Origin of the sequence: Asaia sp. SF2.1, assembly GCF_000505765.1 — a bacterium.
In the GTDB taxonomy this organism is placed as follows: Bacteria; Pseudomonadota; Alphaproteobacteria; order Acetobacterales; family Acetobacteraceae; genus Asaia; species Asaia bogorensis.
The window spans coordinates 462302-479323 of sequence record NZ_AYXS01000001.1 but is presented as its reverse complement, the minus strand read 5'-3'; the positions used below and the strand labels follow the sequence as shown (position 1 = coordinate 479323).

Below are 17022 nucleotides of genomic sequence, written 5' to 3'. Positions count from 1 at the left end.
TCATGGGACGTCAAACAATTCGCAACAAGAAACGGCGGAATTTCCAAGTTTTTTAAACAGAGCAAAGATGAGTGTTCTTGATATGTTCTGCACCGAAATCAAAGACCTATGAATCAATTCATCGATAAGGCGTTTTTGTTATGTTCCTATTGTGGCGGCCCGCGCGGCGATTGCGGCATGATTGGGGCGAAAAGCGTAAAAGATAGCGTATATTTGGCGCTTATTTACATCATCCGACTATTTCGGGATATTTCTTCGGTAATGCCGGTATTGGTGCCGCAAGCTTGGCCGGTATCTAAGTGTCAGACGGTCTGTAAGCCGGGTTCTGTCCGCTGAAAGCGGGGCGATCATTCCTCTGGGACCGGTCTTGCAACCGGCCTCACGCAACCAACCCGAATGACAAGGCGGGAGAGCCTCTGATCCCATCCCGAGGGACGGATCCGCCATTCCTATTCGGTCTTGCTCCCGATGGGGTTTGCCCTGCCTCCCGCGTTACCGAAGGAGCGGTGCGCTCTTACCGCACCGTTTCACCCTTGCCTGCAGCCCGAGGGCCGGGCAGGCGGTTTGTTTTCTGTGGCACTTTCCCTAGGGTCACCCCCGCCGGCCGTTAGCCGGCATCGTTCTCCCGTGGAGCCCGGACTTTCCTCCATCACGACGGTTCTCACCGGCGCAACAGCGATCGCCCGACCGTCTGACGGGCGCAACCTGACCCAACGGGGCGAGTGGGTCAAGCGTGACACCGTGCTTTTTGTCCACTTCCGGCTCACGCAACCAGCATACGATACCTGAAATCGAGGCGGCTTCTGGCAGGTACTGCACCCGGCATGAAGAGCGGGGGAGCCATATCATGGCGCCGTGAGGGGAATATCCGCCTCATCCCGATTATCCGTGTGATCGTCTTTCGCGAGAGAGTGAAGCTTGTCGCGCTAGGGGCTGTTGATTGAAGTCCGGCTACATGCAGGCATCCTGTGCTAGGGTCAGTTCATGACTGATTTGCCCGTTGCTCGTCCCGGATTGCCCTACAGGATCTTCCTTTCATGGCTCAAGCGCGCCGCAAAAGGGCGTGATGGTCTGCCCATGCCAGACTACCTGACCCCGGAATCGCTCGCTGCCCTGCGCCGCATGACGGGCATGCCGAGCTTTCCGCAGGCTCTCTCTGCCTTGCAGATAAAGTCGTGGCGGAGTCTCGATATCCCATGCGGCGAGCATGTGCGTCCGGCGAGGTTATATCGCCCGAGAGGCAAGGTGACGGGCGTCATCCTGTTTCTGCATGGTGGCGGATTTGTCCATTGCGATCTGGTGTCGCATCACGGCATGTGCTGCCGTCTCGCGCGCCATGCAGGCGCGATGGTTTTGTCGCTGGATTACCGGCTGGCCCCGGAACATCCCTATCCGGCGGCCGTCGAGGACGGATGGGCGGCCCTGAAATGGCTCGATCAACAGGCCGGGATGCGTGACCTGCCCATCGCTGTCTGTGGCGACAGCGCGGGCGGAAATCTGGCAGCCGTGCTCGCTCGCCGTGCGGGAGTGGAAGGCATGCGGCGCGTGGTCGCCCAGCTTCTTTACTACCCCACGGTCTCGGGCCTCTGGTCACCTCCAAGCCGCGCTGTCTACGCGGAAGGGTTTATGCTCACGGCGCGTCTGCTCGACTGGTATGGCCGGCAGTATATCCGGCAGGACCGTGACATGCTCGACCCGGATTTTGCGCCAGTTTTCGCAGATGATCTGTCAGCGGCGCCTCCCGCCATGATCGTGACGGCCGGGTTCGATCCGTTGAGAGGTGAGGGCGAGTTGTATGCCACGCTGCTGCGTGAGGCGGGAGTACGAGTGCGCCTTGTCTGCTGTGCAAAAGCCATTCATGGCTTTCTCAATTTCTATGCTGTCGTGGTCGAAGGGCGGCGCGCCTTGCGGCTTGGCGGGGCGTATCTGCGCGCGCAATTCGCCCGGTACAGAAAGGCGCAATAAAAAACCGGGCTCAGGGCCCGGCTTTCTTTATTGTTGCGACATGGCATGGAACCGGCCGGGTGTACCCTGGTCGGTTGCCAACATGCGATCGGCACGATTGACCTTGATGGTGAACAAGCGGTCAAACGTGCCCGGCTTGCCGGGACAGCCATCATTGCTGCGCTGCATGAAATCGATGCGTGTTGCATCTGGCGGATCATTGCCATTGAGAATGGGCACGAGGCATTTAGCAGGCACGTCGGTCATACCATTATGCGTGACCATGACGCGCAGATGCTCGACCAGCTTCGTGTTGTCGAACCATGCCAGACGATCGAACTGGATCTTGTCCGCCGCCTGATCCAGCCACCCCATTTTCATGACGAGAATGGCCAGAAGCGAGGCGGGTACCAGCACGATCAGGCGGCGTAGCAGATGCTGCTTGAGGGTGCGGGGCTTGCGACGGCCCGAACCAAGTTTGGGCGCGCCGGGCAGTGAGGGTGTTTTGGGTTCAGAGGCCAAGGGGATGCCTTATTCCATATCTTCGTGCCAGACCTGCCCGTCACGGGCGAGCATCTGACGCGCTTCCTCGGGGCCCCAGCTGCCTGCCGCATAATGCGCCATCGGCACCTCGTTCTTTGCCCAGGCATCCATAACCGGCGCGACCCACTTCCATGCAGCCTCGACCTCGTCACGACGGATGAAGAGCACAGGATAGCCGCGTACGGCATCGAGCAGCAGGCGCTCATAGGCATCGGGGTAACGGACCGAGAATTCGCGCTCGAAATGCACGTCCATGTTGGTTTCCCACAGGCCGAAATCATCATCGAGCGGGTTCTTGACGTTGAACTGCCACGACACGCCCTCATCCGGCTGGATGCGGATCACCAGCACGTTCTTCTCCGGCTGGGAGGGGAACAGCTTGGTGGCGGACGGCTTGAACGTCACTACGATCTCGCTGACCTTAGCCTTCAGGCGCTTGGCCGAGCGGATATAGAACGGCACGTTCTTCCAGCGCGGGCTGTCGATTTCAGCGCGCAGGGCAACATAGGTTTCGGTGTTGCTGTCATGGCCGAGCTCGTCGAGATAGCCATCGACAGTCGCGCCCTTGCTGTGGCCCTTCGTATACTGGGCACGCACCGTGCTGGTGGGCAGCGTGCTGGCATCGAGCGGCACGAGCGACTTCAGGACGGCCACCTTGGCGTCACGCACGTCATCGGCCTGCAGGGAGTCCGGCTTTTCCATGGCGACTAGGCAAAGCACCTGCAGCAGATGGTTCTGCACCATGTCGCGCAGGGCGCCGGAATTGTCGTAATAGGCAGCGCGGCCTTCAACGCCGACGAGTTCACCTGCCGTGATCTGCACGGACTCGATATGCTCACCCGACCAGACCGCCTCGAAAAGCGGGTTGGCAAAGCGCAGGGCGATCACGTTCTGGACCGTTTCCTTGCCCAGATAATGATCGATGCGGAAAACATAGCTTTCCTTGAAATACTGACCAACGCCTTCATTGATCTCTTCGGCAGTCTTGAGGTCAATGCCGATCGGCTTTTCCAGCACAACGCGGCTGTCATCGGTGATCAGCCCTTCGTGGTTCAGGTTCTTCGAGATTGCACCGTAGAGGTCAGGGGCCGTGGCGTAATAGAACACACGCACATGCTCTTCGGCCTTGTGGCTGAGCACCTCACGCAGACCTGCCCAGTTGCTGTCGGGCTTGGAGCCGTCGAGGCTGACATAATGGATCATGTCCAGGAAGCGATCGATCGTGTCTTCGTCGAAATCATCGGTCTTGACGAAGCGCTTGAGCGCATCGCGTGCACGCGTCTGGTACTCGCTGCGCTTGAGCGGGGAGCGTGCCGTGCCGATGATGCGGGCCGTATTCGGCACCTGTCCCATGGTCAGACGGTAATAGAGGGCGGGCAGCAATTTGCGCATGGTCAAATCGCCGGTGGCGCCGAAAATGACGTAGTCGAATGGGGCGACCTGGTGGCAGTTGGTCATCTTCCTGGCTCTCCGGTTCTGGGTGGGGCAGTGCGGTCTTATGACATGCGTGCCCGGACGGGGTAAAGGTAGCAAAGCAAAGCCGCCAGATGGCCGGTCGTTCCCTCGCAATATGCGTTGACCCGGCCTATACCGGCGCGATAAGCCGCCGTTCTTCGCAAGTGCCTGCAAAATCCTGCTGCGTGCATCTGTGGCTGTTCTGGCCCGACCGGGCCGTGTGCAACCCCTGTTTTCGAGGTCACCATGTCTGACATGCCTTTTGATATTGACGAAGCCGCCGCCAGCCGTGCGCGTCAGGCTGCCGATCCTGACTCGAATGTAGGGGGCATTGCCGTTGACCGCCTGCGCAGCGTTATCGAGCGCGTCGAGCGTCTGGAAGAAGAGCGCAAGGCGCTGGCAGGCGACATCAAGGATATCTTCAGCGAAGCCAAGTCAGCCGGGTTCGATGTTGCAACCATCAAGAACATCATCAAGCTGCGAAAGAAAGAACCCAACGAGATCGAAGAGCAGGAGACGCTGCTCGATATCTATCGCCGTGCGCTTGGAATGTAAGGCTTTAGACCAACACGAACCGGGCATGTTTTTTCGATGCCCGTTTCCGGAGACCGGTTTTGCAGGCGCGTGACCCGGCTGAGGGCAGCAAGGGCCTGTGCCGGGCTTCATGAAGATTTAAAGACACGATCTATCTCTCCCTGACTTTGGCAACGGCCATTGATATGAAACGCCCCGTTCCGGTTGTTTCATTACGGTCAGGATGGCGATGTCAGCGGCAGAATGGTGCCTCAGACAGTCCGTTTGGACGTCTTTGCACGAGCGTATCCGGCGTCAGAACCGGCGCAACGATACAGATGATCTGCTTCAGACCGCGCTCATGCATCTGTTCGAGCGCGGGCTGGACGGTATCGAACATCCCGAAGCCTATGTTCTGCGCGCGGCACGCAATCTCGCCATCGACCGCACACGGCGCGAAGCACGGCTGCGTGTGGCATCGCTTGACGATGATACCAGCGCCGAGCCCGTCTGTGCTGCGCCGGGGCCGGAACGCATCGTTCTGGGTCGTGAGCAACTGAGGCGCGTGCGCACGGCGTTCAATGCGCTTGATCCCCGCACGACGCGTATCTTCCTGATGCATCGTTTGGATGACTTGACCTACAGCCAGATTGCCTCGGCCTTCTCGCTGAGTGTCAGCACGATCGAAAAATCCATGGCGCGAGCCCTGGCCCATCTGGCGATGGCGCTCCTGACCGATACAGCGGTGGACGCGTGACTCCTGCAGAAATCGAACAGGCGGCAAACTGGCAGGCACGGCTTATGTCCGACCGGTGTTCCGACCTTGACCGCAGGCGTTTCGACGCGTGGCTTGAGGAAAAAGAGGCGCATCACCAGGCCTATAACCTTGTCTCACAGATCTGGCAGGGCGGGCAGTTTGCACAACCGCGCCGAAGAAACGTCTCCCTGCCGCTGTCGCGTCGTGGCGTCGTGGCCGGTATCGTCGGGCTTGGGGCAAGTCTCGGTGTTGCAGCAAACGTGGCAGATGCGCGGACGATCTGTACGGGCCGTGGCGCGCATCGGCGCGTCATGGCTTCCGGGCTGCGCGTCGAGATGGATGCGTGCAGCTCTCTTGTTCTCTCGCCTAGCACCGGTCGCATGGTTTTCGAGACAGGGCGTTATGAGGTGATGGCCGAGCCATTCGGGCAGCAGGCGCAATTCGGCTGTTGCTCCTGGGCCGTGTCGGGGCGTGGTGGACGTTATGCGCTGGATGTGACGAACACTGTCATGACGCTCGCGGTGCTTGAGGGGAGCGCAAGGCTGGAGAAACCGGGGGCGTCGCATGTTGTGCAGGCAGGGCAGGTATTTGCGTATGACAGGCAGACCCGTCTGGTGACCCAGCGGCCCAGGAGGCTGGATGATCTGCTGGCATGGCGTGAGGGGCGCGCCGTGTTTCATGGCACGCCGCTGGCGCAGGCTTTGAACGAGATGGCCCGTTACAGCGATCGTCCTGTCAGGCTTGTTTCGCCCTCGCTTGCCCCTCTGCGCATCAGCGGTGTCTTTCACACCCATGACCCGGCCCGTTTTTTCCGGGCGCTAGCGCATCTTCTGCCTTTGCGGGTGGTTTTTGCCCCCGATCTGATCTCGGTCGTGCAGCTCTGATTGTTAAGCTTTGATGAAACGACACCGAAACAGATGAGGGCCTGATCGTGCCTGTCGTCTCGCCAGGGAGAGACCAATCCGGTCGTACCCTGACGGAAGCCCGCTTCGATGATTCCCGCCCTGTATGCCTCTGACCGCCCAGCCTCATGCCCTGTTCCTGCCATGCAGCCGCGCAGAAATCGCCAACGTTTGGCTATGGTGCTGCTGTCGCTTTGTGCCTGGCCAATCCCTGGGCTGGCTCAGACCTCCACTGTACGGCAGACAGAGGCAGGGGATGCGGTCTCCGGGAAGGGGCGTATGGCTACAGGGTTCAGTCAGCCCGCGGGACCGCTTGAAGACTCCCTGACCGCCCTCGCACGGCAGTCAGGGCGCGACATTCTGTTTTCGAGCGATCAGGTGCGTGGCAGGCATGCTCCGGCGCTGAAAGGGCGCTTGACGCTCGACAAGGCACTGGAGCGTCTGCTGGGCGGATCCGGGCTGAGTGCACATATCCAGCCCGATGGGACTGTTGTGATCGCCAATGCCGCCCGTAGCAGCAATTTTGCGCATGACAAACACGACGACAAAACCGGGCAGGAGCATATCACGGTCATCGGGCGGGCTGAGCGCCTGGCGCCTTCCACCGTGCCGCTGACCATTACCGAACCGACCTCGGTCATCCAGAAGCGCTTCATCACCAATAATATCGTGCCACTGGCAAGCGTGGATGACATCATCAAGTTCCAGCCGAGCATCTGGACACAGAACCCCAACGGCCCCGGTATGGGAAAGGCTGAGACCATGAGCCTGCGTGGCTTTCAGGATGGTCAGTACAACATGTTGTTCGATGGTATCCCCTTCGGAAATGCCAGCGATCTGCACCACACTACCTCCTCGCTGTTCATTTCGCATTTTCTGGGTGAGGTGCAGGTCAATCGCGGGCCGGGCACCGCCTCGACTATCGGCAATGCGACCTTTGGCGGGACGATCGGGTTTCAATCCCGCACCCCTGCACAGCATTTCGGGGTCACGCCCTATGGCACCTATGGCAGCTTCAACACGCGTGCCGGGGGTGTAGAGGTCGATTCCGGCAAGACCCGTTTCGGTTCGATGGTGCTCGATCTGCAGCATGAGGAGACGGATGGATATCTGACCGGCTCGGGAGAGCGGCGCAACAACCTGCTGTTCAAGGATGTCGCGCGGCTGGGGGAAAACACGACCCTGACCTTGCTGACCACCTATAATTGGGAAAACCAGAACACCACGCAGGGGGCCACGCTGGCCCAGTACCGTAAATACGGCAAGGATTATGGCCTCTGCTTCAATCCTGCGCTGCAATGCTATGCCGGGTATCAGCCGAGCACCTACACGTCGGATTTCGACTACATCGATATCAAGAGCAAGGTGCTGCCCTGGCTGACAATCGAGAACCGTCTTTATACGAACGGTTTTGAACACGATTACACCGAGTCCACCGACGCCAGTTCGGATGACCCGGGCGCCAATGGCGTGACCTTCTACTCAACTGCGGGCAAGAAGCTGGCCACCTACAAAAATGACGTGCCCGGCAAATATGCCGACGCGAAATTCCGCGACTATGGCGATACACTGACCTTCAAGGCCCATACGTCGCAGGGTGATGTGCTGGTTGGCGCCTGGGCCGATCTGCAGGACGACCGGCGCTATACCTATGCCCTCGATCTGACAAAGGGCGGCATCATGGTGCCTGGCAAGAATGGCTCGGCCTATAGCTATGACATTTCGGATTTCAACACGACCGTTCAGCCCTATCTCGAGTTCGACTGGAAGCCGTTCCGCAACACCATCATCAAGCCGGGCATCAAATACTCCTATTTCCGTCGTGATTATGATGCGGCGGTCAATAAATCGACCAAGGTGCCGCTGAACACGACGCAGCAATTCACCTCATGGCAGCCTTCGATCTCGGCAAACCAGATCATCCTGCCGGGCTGGAGTGCCTACGCCCAGATTGCCCGTGGCTTTCTCGCCCCGCCCATGAGCGTGTTCCAGACCCAGAATGTCGGCAATGTCAGCCCTGAAACCACACTGAACTATCAGATCGGCACAGTGGTGCAGCAGAAGCGCTGGACGGTCTCGTTCGACGCCTATTACATCAATTTCTCGAACTTCATCGCCTCGGCGCAGATCAAGGTGCCCGGCTTTGGCACGCAGAGCACTTCGGTCAATAGTGGTGGTGCCATCTACAAGGGCCTAGAAGTCGAGGGGCAATATGCCATCGGTCATGGCGTATCGCTTTATGGCAATTACAGCGTGAATGACGCGCAGTACAAGCACAGCTCGGTGCGCGTGGCAGCTACCCCCAATGTGCTCGCCTCCTTCGGTGTGCTCTATGACGACAATAAGGGCCCTTATGCCTCACTTATCGGCAAATTCGTCGGTAATCATTATGGGCTCGACAGCACTACCGATAGCGCGGGCAATACAGTCTTTGCCAACCAGTATCGTATTGGCAGCACCACAACCGCTGACCTTGCCCTGGGGTGGCATTTCAAGAAGCTGGGGGGCTTCATGCGCGACGTGACGCCCAGCCTCAAGATATCCAACCTCTTCAATAATCGTGCCATCAGCGATTTTGCCGGTAACCAGTCTGCCGCCAGTGCGGGCTATCCCGATGGCGCACCGCTCTACTGGCGTCTGGCGGGTCGCTCTGTGTTCTTCAACCTGACGGTCACGCTGCCATGATCCGCGCGCTCATTCTTTCTCTTGCGCTGGCACTGGGTGGCGCGGGTACAGCACAAGCTGTCTCATCTCCTGTTTTCTCTTCGGTCGAGCCTGAAGCGCCAGCAAAACTAGAGCGGGTTGTGCTGATCGCACGGCACGGGATACGCAGCCCGACGCATGATGCTCGTAGCCTCGAACAGGAAACTGGGGTTGTCTGGCCCTCCTGGCCAGTGGCCCCCGGCGAACTGACCGATCATGGCCGCGTCACGCTCGATGCCATGATGCAGGGCGTGGCTCGCTATTATGATCTCGCCTGCACACACAACGCGTCTTCCTGCCTTGGGGCGACGCCTCCCTTCATATGGGCAGATTCGGCCGATGACCGCACCCGTGAAAGCGGGCAGATCATGGCCCGTGCGCTCTCGCCGGGGCATAAAATCGTGGCCCGCTCACTTGTCGCCGGGCAGCATGATCCGGTGTTTGACGCCGTGACGGCGGAATTCGTGAAACAGCACCATGATCAGATGGCGGCGGACGCGACGCAGCTGGCCCGGAATGACAAACGAGCGCGTCCTGACAGCGTGAATGCCGGGCTGGCAGCGTTGCAGCAGCTTTTTGCGCCACAAGCGTGTGAGACGGGGCAGGGGCCCTGTTTCAAAACCGGCCTCGTGGTCAGTGAGAAAAAGGGGCGACCTTCGCTGGGCGGAGGGATGACACTGGCAGCGACGCTCGCTGAAAACCTGCTGCTGATTCATGCGCAAAGCCTTGACCGGGCGGGAAGTGCGTCCGCCCGTGAGGCATGGGTAGGGGAAATCAATCCGGCTCTGCTGACAACCGCGCTCCCGGTTCATGACTATCTGTCCGGGCTCGTCCGCCGTCAGGGTGTGGCCGTAGCTGCACGCAGCGCGGTCATGGCGCATATCATCGCGCGATTCATGGCAGGCGAGATGATCAGGCTGGGGGATGGTTCGATCGTCTTACCCGCAACACGGCTTCTCGCCTTCGCGGGTCATGACACGACGCTCGATGCGTTGGCGGCCCGATATGGTCTGGACTGGCATTTCAGTGATCAGCCGGACAGCACGGCCCCGGACACGACACTGGCTTTCGAGCAGTGGCGCGATGGAAAAGGACGGATCGTCTATCGCGCCCGGATATTCCATCAATCCCTGCAAGCCCTGAGGGACGGGAAAAGCGGCACCGCTCAACCTCTTGCTGTAACTCTGACCGGGGCGAATTTGCGCTAGAAATTATGCGGCCGCAGAGGGCATCTGCTTCGCGGCTGCAGAGTGGAAATGCACCGTTAAGAGCACCGGGAGTCGGCCCAGGCGCCAATCGTGGTAAGGCAAAAGGACCAGCCGTAAAGATCGCGCTTGGCGGTGTCGGTAAAATTGGCATAGATCGCTGATTATGACGACCGCACTCCTTTCTCTTCCCCTGTGGATGCAGTTTCTTGCAGGGTTCATCCTGCTTGGGCTGGGGCTTATGTTCATCCTCATGCCGTTTTCCATCTTCGGGGTGAAACCGCGGTTGGAAGAGGTGGAGCTACAACTCAACGAGGTGCGGGCTGAACTGCGCATCATCGCCATGAGGCTGGCTCAGGGCGCTGGCGAAACTGGCCCCTCGGGTGAGCCAATCTATGCGCCGCCCCGGCGAGCGGCAGCGTCTGCAGGGCAGGCTGAGCCGCCTCTTCGTCCGACTGAAACCATGCGCGCTCCCGACCCCATGCCGTGGTCGGCGCAGGCCGGTCGGCAGGCAGCCCAGCGTCCCCCGGTTGAGCGTCCCCCGGTTGAGCGTTCCTCGGGGGAGCGTTCCGCCGGCGAGCGGGCTTCGGGTGAGCGCCTTACGCCAGATCATGCCCCGGTTGAACGTATCCAGCCGGACAGGATGCAGTACGAGCGCTCAGGCCAGGATGAGGCGTTGCGACCCATGCCTGCTGCCGAGGAGGTTTCAGCGCGCGAGGCCTTCCAGCCGCGCCACCCGTCGGCCGACGAGCGTCGTGACCGCCAGAGCCCGCCGATTGTGCGGGATGATTACAGCTATGCCGAGTCCGGCGCACAGGAGAATCTGGAGCGCATCCTGCGTCCCACGCATTTTGACCCGCCGCCACCGCGAGAGGCGCCGCGTCCGCCAGGTGCCACTTATGACACGCGGGCGTCTGCCGCACCCTATGTCGGGGCAGGCGGTACCGCCGCATCGATATTCAGTTCTCAGGGCAAGGATCAGAATGAGGTAGCGAGCCGCAACGATGATGCATGGCGCCTGAAGGCGCAGCGTCAGGAAATGGCACCGCGCGGTGCCGGAGCGGAAGCTGAAAAACTCCGGCAGGCGGAAGAGGCAGGCGCGCGCCGCGTTCGTTCCGAGCCGACCCTGCGCTGGCCGCCGCGCCCCTGATCAATGTCGACACTGAGCGGTCCTACACACAATTTTTGAGACGATGAAGCACAGGGTAAGTAACCTTGCCTGAAGCCAATGCAGGTATGCTGCTCCATCCTGTGTGGTAGATAGAAAATATAATTTAGTTACGATAATAAATCTATTTCTATGGTTATTCACTAAGGCTTTGTCAGTGATTCCTGCGACTGTTACTGGCAAGGCTCGCGTTCAGAGCAAATAGACACAATGATGTGTACCTATTTGTGTCTTATTGTGTCGTAGTATGTCCAGGCCGAACACGTCGGTCAGACAAGGGAATACGACCATGCCACACTCGCAGACAAGCAAGACACTCATGAGCGATGAGGCCCAATCTTCACCGGTTCACGCACGGCGAGCCTTGCTTGTGGCCGGACTGGCCGGAGGGGCAGCATTTCTCTCCTCGGCAAACGGTTCCAAGGCCGCTGCGGTCAATGACGATGGGCCTGGAACGGCGCCGAGAGCTTCTGATGCGTTCAGTGCGGGGGCGATCCGGGCGGGGAGAGGCTCGCAGTTGCAGGGACGCGTGGCTGTCGTCACGGGGGCGGCCCGGGGCATTGGTCGTGCCATTGCGGTCGAGTATGCCGCAAACGGGGCCGACGTGGTGGCGCTGGATATCGCCGGCCCGATAAGCCATGTGGCCGATGCGGTCCCTGCCAGGCATGAGGAACTGGATGAGACTGTGCGGCAAATCCAGTCATTCGGTCGCCGGGCAATGGCGATCAGGGCTGACATCCGTCAGATCGCACAGCTGCGAGCCGCAGCGGATGAGGTGGTCAGGGCCTTTGGCCATATCGACATCCTCGTGGCCAATGCCGCCATACAGGGCTGGAAGTCGCTGCTCGATATGGATGATGCTGACTGGGACGACCAGATAGAGAACAACCTCAATAGCACCGCCCGAACCCTGCGGGCCTTTGTACCGCACATGATCACGCGCCAGGGCGGTCGTGTGCTGATTGTCTCGTCCATGCAGGGGCGACACGGCACCAAGGGGGGCGCGAGCTATTCCGCGTCAAAATGGGGTCTGATTGGCCTGATGAAATCCGCAGCGATGGAATTCGCGCCCTATGGCATGACAGTCAATGCCATCATACCGGGGCTTGTGGGTACTGCGCTCACGCTGAATCAGCAGCGCCTCGCAGCTCTCGAGCAGCAGGTGCATCACAAGGTGCATGGCGAGATCTCACCCGCCCAGGCATGGAAGGATCGTGCCCGGACCGAGGTTCAGCCAGTCGGATGGCTACAGCCTGAGGATATCTCGCCTATTGCCGTATTTCTGGCTTCCGACGCATCTGCCCTCACGACAGGCGCCGAATTCGAGGTCAATGGCGGTGACAGTGCTTTGATGACCTGAGCCGATAGGCACAGGAGCACCAAGGGGTGTTACGACGACCCCGGGTGCCGATAACAGGCACCCGAACTCATCCGGGAGGGGGGGAGCTATATTTGACGCCGTTGCTTGCTTCCGACGGAAGACGATCTTTGGCTGCCGGGGCCCCACCGCATGACTAAGTCTTTCAGGCGCCCTATACGGTTACCGTACCGTACCGTACCGTACCGTACCGTACCGTACCGTACCGTACCGTACCGTACCGGAGCGCAGAGGATCAGGCCGGTTCGCGGGGTTGGCGGATCAGGACCAGATCATCGCGATGAATCAGCTCGTCCAGCCCTGAATGACCGAGACACGTGACGATATCCTCAGAGCGATGGCCGGCAATCAGGCGGGACTCGTCGGCATCATAGGCGGTCAGGCCGCGGCCGATTTCCTGTCCGGCCTCATCGCAGATAACGACGAGATCGCCCTGGCTGAAACGGCCCTCGACCTGTTTCACACCGGCAGGCAGGAGAGAGCCACCATGATCGAGGGCACGTACCGCGCCCTGATCGATCATGACGCGACCTCTGGTTTCGAGCGCACTGGCTAGCCAGCGCTTGCGGGCCGAGCCTGCATCTTCCGCAGCCAGAAACCAGGTGCAGCGCCCGGTATCGAGCAACTGGCTGATCGGGTGAGGGGAGAGGCCAGAGGCAATGGCCATGCGGGCACCCGCACGTGTGGCAATCTGGGCCGCCAGCAATTTGGTGTGCATACCGCCTGAGGAGTAACCGGGCGGGGGCGCTCCACCCATCGCCATGATCGACTCAGTCAGTGCAGCGACCTCAGGCAGATGCTCCGCCCTGGGGTCGAGGCGGGGGTCAGCGGTATACAGGCCATCGATGTCAGAAAGCAGGATCAGCGTGTCAGCGCCGATCATCTGGGCGACACGGGCTGCCAGACGGTCATTATCGCCAAAGCGGATCTCAGTCGTGGCGATGGCATCGTTTTCATTGATGACCGGCACACAGCCGAGGCCCAGCAAGGTGCGCAATGTCGCTCTGGCATTGAGGTGACGCTCGCGGTCCTCTGTGTCACCAGGGGTCAGCAGCAACTGACCTGCCGTGAGATCCTGAAGGCCCAGAGCGGCGCTCCATGCCTGTGCAAGCTGGATCTGTCCAACACTGGCAGCGGCCTGTTTTTCCTCGAGACGGAGCCTGCGCCCCACCATGCCCATACGCAAACGTGCAAGCGCGATGGCACCCGAGGAGACAACCACGACATCGGTGCCCTGACGGCGCAGCCGGGCAATATCCTCGCAGACAGTGTTCAGCCAGTGATGGCGTAGCGCGGCGTTCTTGGCATCGACCAGCAGGGCCGAACCAATCTTGATGACAACACAGCGCGCTTCAGCCAGTCGGTTGGTCACTGATGGGTCTCGCGTTCTTCCAGACGGTAATGGGTGACGCGATCCTGCACGATACGCAGCAGCTCGGCCAGCCCTTCATGGGTGGCTGCCGACAAGGTGAACACCTCGGCACCGGAGGCCTTGGCGAGGGCCTTCGTCTTGGCTGTGATCTGGGTTTTGGTCAGGGCATCGCATTTGTTCAGCACGATGATTTCCGGCTTTTCAGCGAGCGTCTCATCATAAGCAGCGAGTTCGCCACGGATCATGCGGTAATTCTTGACCAGTTGGCTCTCTGTGCCGTCGAGCAGATGGATGAGCATCGCGCAGCGCTCGACATGGCCAAGAAAACGATCGCCAAGCCCTGCGCCTTCACTGGCACCTTCGATCAGGCCCGGAATATCGGCAATAACAAACTCCTCCGTGGCCGAAAGGCGCACAACGCCAAGCTGCGGGTGGAGCGTAGTGAAGGGGTAGTCGGCAATCTTGGGCTTGGCCCGTGAGCAGACAGAGAGCAGGGTGGATTTGCCAGCATTGGGCAGGCCCACAAGACCGACATCGGCAATCAGCTTGAGGCGCAGCCAGACCCAGCGTTCCTCGCCCGGCCAGCCCTTGTCAGCACGGCGCGGCGCGCGATTGGTGCTCGTCTTGTAATTGGCATTGCCGAATCCGCCATCGCCGCCCTTGCAAAGCAGCACTTCCTTGCCGTCCTCATCGAGGTCGGCCAGCATGGTCTCACGATCATCGTCGAAAATCTGCGTGCCGATCGGCACATTGATGATGACGGTCTCGGCTTTGGCCCCGGTACGGTCCGAGCCCGCGCCATTGCCGCCCTTGCGAGCGCGGAAATGCTGGGTGTAGCGAAAATCGATGAGGGTGTTCAGGTTGGGAACGGCGCGGAAAATGATGTCGCCACCGCGGCCACCATTGCCGCCATCAGGACCGCCGAATTCGACGTATTTCTCACGACGGAACGCGACAACACCATCCCCGCCATCGCCGGAGCGCACATAGATCTTGGCCTGGTCGAGGAATTTCATGGTCTGTCTCGTCTTCGTCCAACAATATCGTTCAAAACAAGAAAGGCCGGCCCAAGCGGACCGGCCTCTCCCGTCAACTGGTATTGGCCAGTCTTTTATTCTGCGGCTTCTGCCAGCGTCACGGAAACGTGAACGCGGCCTTCTGCGCGGCGCGTGAACTTCACGGCGCCATCGGCGAGGGCGAACAGGGTGTGGTCACGACCAACGCCAACGTTCGGGCCAGCCATCATCTTCGTGCCGCGCTGACGGACGATGATGTTGCCTGCGAGAACGGCTTCACCGCCGAACTTCTTGACGCCGAGACGGCGGCCTGCACTGTCGCGTCCGTTACGGCTCGAACCGCCTGCCTTTTTTTGTGCCATGGAGGTCTCTCCTTCTCTCTAGCGTCAGTTACGCTGCGTTGATCGCGTCGATGCGCAGGACGGTCACGTGCTGACGATGACCATTCTTGCGGCGGCTGTTCTGCCGGCGGCGCTTCTTGAAGATGATGACCGTGTCCAGACGGTCCTGGGCGATGACGGTTGCCGTGACGGTGGCGCCAGCGACCAGCGGAGCGCCGATCTTGATGCCTGCGTCGGAACCAACGGCCAGAACGTCGGAGAAGGTGATGGTCGTGCCGGCTTCGGCTTCGAGCTTCTCAACCTTCAACGTTGCCTGCGGGGCCACGCGATACTGCTTTCCGCCGGTGCGGATGACTGCGAACATGTCTTAAACTCTCTATCAGTCCGATCTCTTGGCAATTTTGCCAGGGTTTTCCCCGGTCGGCATTGCCCAGTCGCTTTTTATTATTGGCCGAACCACGCACCAAAAGACGCATGCTCCCGCGAGGGGGGCTCACTACAGGAGGCAAGCCGCTTCCGTCAATCATTATCGCGTGGGGAACAGGGCGAAATGACGGCATTACGAAAAGAATCGCTTTTCCCCCTCTTGCAAGCCACCGGACCTGCCCCTTATAAGCCGCCCACGACCAGGTGATCCTGCTACGGAGAGGTGCCAGAGTGGTCGATTGGGACGGTCTCGAAAACCGTTGTGCCTTCACGGGCACCGTGGGTTCGAATCCCACCCTCTCCGCCAGACCCCAAAAAAGGGGTCGACAGATCACGACAATAATCCATCAATAAAGACGTTCGACGGTGGGCCAGCGGGCCACGTAAGTTCTGTCACGCTGTGCGGCGAGATGCTTTGCCACGGCTAATGATCGATATGACGCTGGCAAAAGCCATGCTGTCAGGGGTAAACGCTACCCTGCGCGTCAAGAAAAAGCGGTGCCCTGATATCTTTTCATGAGGCGCCCCAATGAACAGGAAGACAAGATCGTGAAAAGCGATATCTGCCCTCAATGCGGCTGCGAACATATCTATCAGGACGGCGGATTGTGGGTCTGTCCTGAATGTGCGCTCGAGTGGAGCGTCGAGACCGGCGCTCCGGATGGCACGGCCCAGGCTGGCGATGATGCGACGGTGCGCGATGCCAATGGTAATGTGCTTGCTGATGGCGATACAGTGACCATCATCAAGGATCTCAAGGTCAAGGGATCGTCGTCGGTCATCAAGGGCGGTACCAAGATCAAGGGTATCCGTCTTGTCGATGCCAGCGATGGGCACAATCTGTCTTGCAAGATTCCCGGGATCGGCGGGATGAATCTCAAATCGGAATTCGTCCGAAAGGCCTGAGCGCCGTTCGCGACAAGCAGGAAGGAAGCCGCATGTCGCGTAAAGCGCCCGGAAGTTTCAGACCCGCTATCGCAATGGCGGAGCAAGGTTCAGGTTATGGTCTGACCGCTGCGAACGAGGGGCCAGCCGAGGCGAAGAGTGCGCTCAACCGCCGCCGCGTGCTGACATCCTCTCTCGCACTCTCCGCCGCGGCTCTGACAGGATGTCACGGGCCGTCCCGCTCGCGATCGCCAGAGCAGATTGCGCTCTGGCCCGAGACGCCACCCGGCGGGGGTGGTCCAAGCGGACCGGAACAGGCGACGGCCAAGGGCGCTCTTTACAACATCACCGAGCCCCGCCTTGAGGTCTTTCGCCCGGACAGCCCCAATGGCAGCGCGGTACTCATCGCGGCAG

Annotated in this window: 15 protein-coding genes, 1 tRNA gene, 1 other RNA gene and 1 pseudogene; 11 read left to right on the top strand and 7 right to left on the bottom strand. The window is 60.1% G+C overall.

From position 1 onward, the window contains the following. Positions 1–298 precede the first annotated feature (298 nt). Positions 299–695: RNase P RNA component class A (gene rnpB, locus P792_RS35760), an RNA gene on the bottom strand. A 289-nt stretch (positions 696–984) separates the two neighbouring features. On the opposite strand from rnpB, the gene P792_RS22755 reads away from it, so the two are divergent. Next, positions 985–1965, top strand: a complete 981-nt coding sequence (locus P792_RS22755) for an alpha/beta hydrolase (RefSeq protein WP_051395772.1) — start codon at positions 985–987, stop codon at positions 1963–1965. 27 nt (positions 1966–1992) lie between these two features. On the opposite strand, the gene P792_RS22750 is transcribed toward P792_RS22755, so the two are convergent. Both P792_RS22750 and zwf read right to left on the bottom strand, forming a co-directional pair. Then, entirely contained in the window at positions 1993–2466 is a 474-nt protein-coding gene (locus tag P792_RS22750; RefSeq protein ID WP_023977557.1) for a hypothetical protein, read from the bottom strand. Positions 2467–2475: 9 nt separating this feature from the next. Beyond that, positions 2476–3945 carry a glucose-6-phosphate dehydrogenase gene (zwf, locus tag P792_RS22745; RefSeq protein ID WP_023977556.1) on the bottom strand — a complete coding sequence of 490 codons (1470 nt, stop codon included), beginning with the start codon at positions 3943–3945 and terminating at the stop codon, positions 2476–2478. 252 nt (positions 3946–4197) lie between these two features. On the opposite strand from zwf, the gene P792_RS22740 reads away from it, so the two are divergent. From P792_RS22740 to P792_RS22715, 7 genes are all read left to right on the top strand, one after another. Beyond that, on the top strand, positions 4198–4497 hold the full coding sequence (locus P792_RS22740; RefSeq protein WP_051395789.1) for a DUF2312 domain-containing protein: 300 nt from the start codon (positions 4198–4200) through the stop codon (positions 4495–4497). Between the two features lie 208 nt (positions 4498–4705). Continuing rightward, a complete protein-coding gene (locus P792_RS22735) occupies positions 4706–5212 on the top strand; it encodes an RNA polymerase sigma factor (protein WP_023977554.1) in 507 nt (168 codons plus the stop codon). Continuing rightward, positions 5209–6096, top strand: coding sequence for a DUF4880 domain-containing protein (locus P792_RS22730; RefSeq protein ID WP_023977553.1), 888 nt, complete (start codon positions 5209–5211; stop codon positions 6094–6096). The genes P792_RS22735 and P792_RS22730 overlap by 4 nt, the downstream gene beginning before the upstream one ends. 297 nt (positions 6097–6393) lie before the next feature. Further along, the gene (locus P792_RS22725) at positions 6394–8799 is read left to right on the top strand and encodes a TonB-dependent receptor (protein ID WP_235075372.1); all 2406 of its coding nucleotides are present in this window, start codon (positions 6394–6396) and stop codon (positions 8797–8799) included. Next, a complete protein-coding gene (locus tag P792_RS22720; RefSeq protein WP_023977551.1) occupies positions 8796–10025 on the top strand; it encodes a histidine-type phosphatase in 1230 nt (409 codons plus the stop codon). The genes P792_RS22725 and P792_RS22720 overlap by 4 nt, the downstream gene beginning before the upstream one ends. 163 nt (positions 10026–10188) lie before the next feature. Continuing rightward, a complete protein-coding gene (locus P792_RS35755) occupies positions 10189–11172 on the top strand; it encodes a hypothetical protein (RefSeq protein WP_023977550.1) in 984 nt (327 codons plus the stop codon). 307 nt (positions 11173–11479) lie between these two features. Then, positions 11480–12550 (top strand): SDR family NAD(P)-dependent oxidoreductase, encoded by a 1071-nt coding sequence (locus P792_RS22715; RefSeq protein ID WP_235075371.1) that lies wholly within the window; start codon positions 11480–11482, stop codon positions 12548–12550. A 253-nt stretch (positions 12551–12803) separates the two neighbouring features. Here P792_RS22715 and proB read toward each other — a convergent pair whose 3' ends face one another. From proB to rplU, 4 genes are all read right to left on the bottom strand, one after another. Next, positions 12804–13940 carry a glutamate 5-kinase gene (gene proB, locus P792_RS22710; RefSeq protein ID WP_023977548.1) on the bottom strand — a complete coding sequence of 379 codons (1137 nt, stop codon included), beginning with the start codon at positions 13938–13940 and terminating at the stop codon, positions 12804–12806. Further along, positions 13937–14956 (bottom strand): GTPase ObgE, encoded by a 1020-nt coding sequence (gene obgE / locus P792_RS22705; protein WP_023977547.1) that lies wholly within the window; start codon positions 14954–14956, stop codon positions 13937–13939. Before obgE ends, proB begins: the two co-directional genes overlap by 4 nt. Before the next feature lie 95 nt (positions 14957–15051). Then, a complete protein-coding gene (rpmA, locus tag P792_RS22700; protein ID WP_023977546.1) occupies positions 15052–15318 on the bottom strand; it encodes a 50S ribosomal protein L27 in 267 nt (88 codons plus the stop codon). A gap of 28 nt (positions 15319–15346) precedes the next feature. Further along, a complete protein-coding gene (rplU, locus tag P792_RS22695) occupies positions 15347–15661 on the bottom strand; it encodes a 50S ribosomal protein L21 (protein ID WP_023977545.1) in 315 nt (104 codons plus the stop codon). Between the two features lie 279 nt (positions 15662–15940). Here rplU and P792_RS22690 point away from each other — a divergent pair. From P792_RS22690 to P792_RS37270, 3 genes and pseudogenes are all read left to right on the top strand, one after another. Beyond that, positions 15941–16030: transfer RNA gene (locus P792_RS22690), tRNA-Ser, on the top strand. A 209-nt stretch (positions 16031–16239) separates the two neighbouring features. Beyond that, a complete protein-coding gene (locus P792_RS22685) occupies positions 16240–16629 on the top strand; it encodes a zinc ribbon domain-containing protein YjdM (protein ID WP_051395770.1) in 390 nt (129 codons plus the stop codon). Between the two features lie 32 nt (positions 16630–16661). After that, positions 16662–17022 (top strand): annotated as a pseudogene (locus P792_RS37270) (hypothetical protein); the annotation flags it as partial.

Bases quoted from the DNA above. Each gene is read 5' to 3' on its own strand.
- rpmA (WP_023977546.1), bottom strand. From the start codon at position 15,318: ATGGCACAAAAAAAGGCAGGCGGTTCGAGCCGTAACGGACGCGACAGT.
- rplU (WP_023977545.1), bottom strand. From the start codon at position 15,661: ATGTTCGCAGTCATCCGCACCGGCGGAAAGCAGTATCGCGTGGCCCCG.
- P792_RS22715 (WP_235075371.1), top strand. From the start codon at position 11,480: ATGCCACACTCGCAGACAAGCAAGACACTCATGAGCGATGAGGCCCAA.
- obgE (WP_023977547.1), bottom strand. From the start codon at position 14,956: ATGAAATTCCTCGACCAGGCCAAGATCTATGTGCGCTCCGGCGATGGC.
- P792_RS22725 (WP_235075372.1), top strand. From the start codon at position 6,394: ATGGCTACAGGGTTCAGTCAGCCCGCGGGACCGCTTGAAGACTCCCTG.
- P792_RS22740 (WP_051395789.1), top strand. From the start codon at position 4,198: ATGCCTTTTGATATTGACGAAGCCGCCGCCAGCCGTGCGCGTCAGGCT.
- P792_RS22735 (WP_023977554.1), top strand. From the start codon at position 4,706: ATGTCAGCGGCAGAATGGTGCCTCAGACAGTCCGTTTGGACGTCTTTG.
- P792_RS35755 (WP_023977550.1), top strand. From the start codon at position 10,189: ATGACGACCGCACTCCTTTCTCTTCCCCTGTGGATGCAGTTTCTTGCA.
- P792_RS22720 (WP_023977551.1), top strand. From the start codon at position 8,796: ATGATCCGCGCGCTCATTCTTTCTCTTGCGCTGGCACTGGGTGGCGCG.
- zwf (WP_023977556.1), bottom strand. From the start codon at position 3,945: ATGACCAACTGCCACCAGGTCGCCCCATTCGACTACGTCATTTTCGGC.
- P792_RS22755 (WP_051395772.1), top strand. From the start codon at position 985: ATGACTGATTTGCCCGTTGCTCGTCCCGGATTGCCCTACAGGATCTTC.
- P792_RS22685 (WP_051395770.1), top strand. From the start codon at position 16,240: ATGAGGCGCCCCAATGAACAGGAAGACAAGATCGTGAAAAGCGATATC.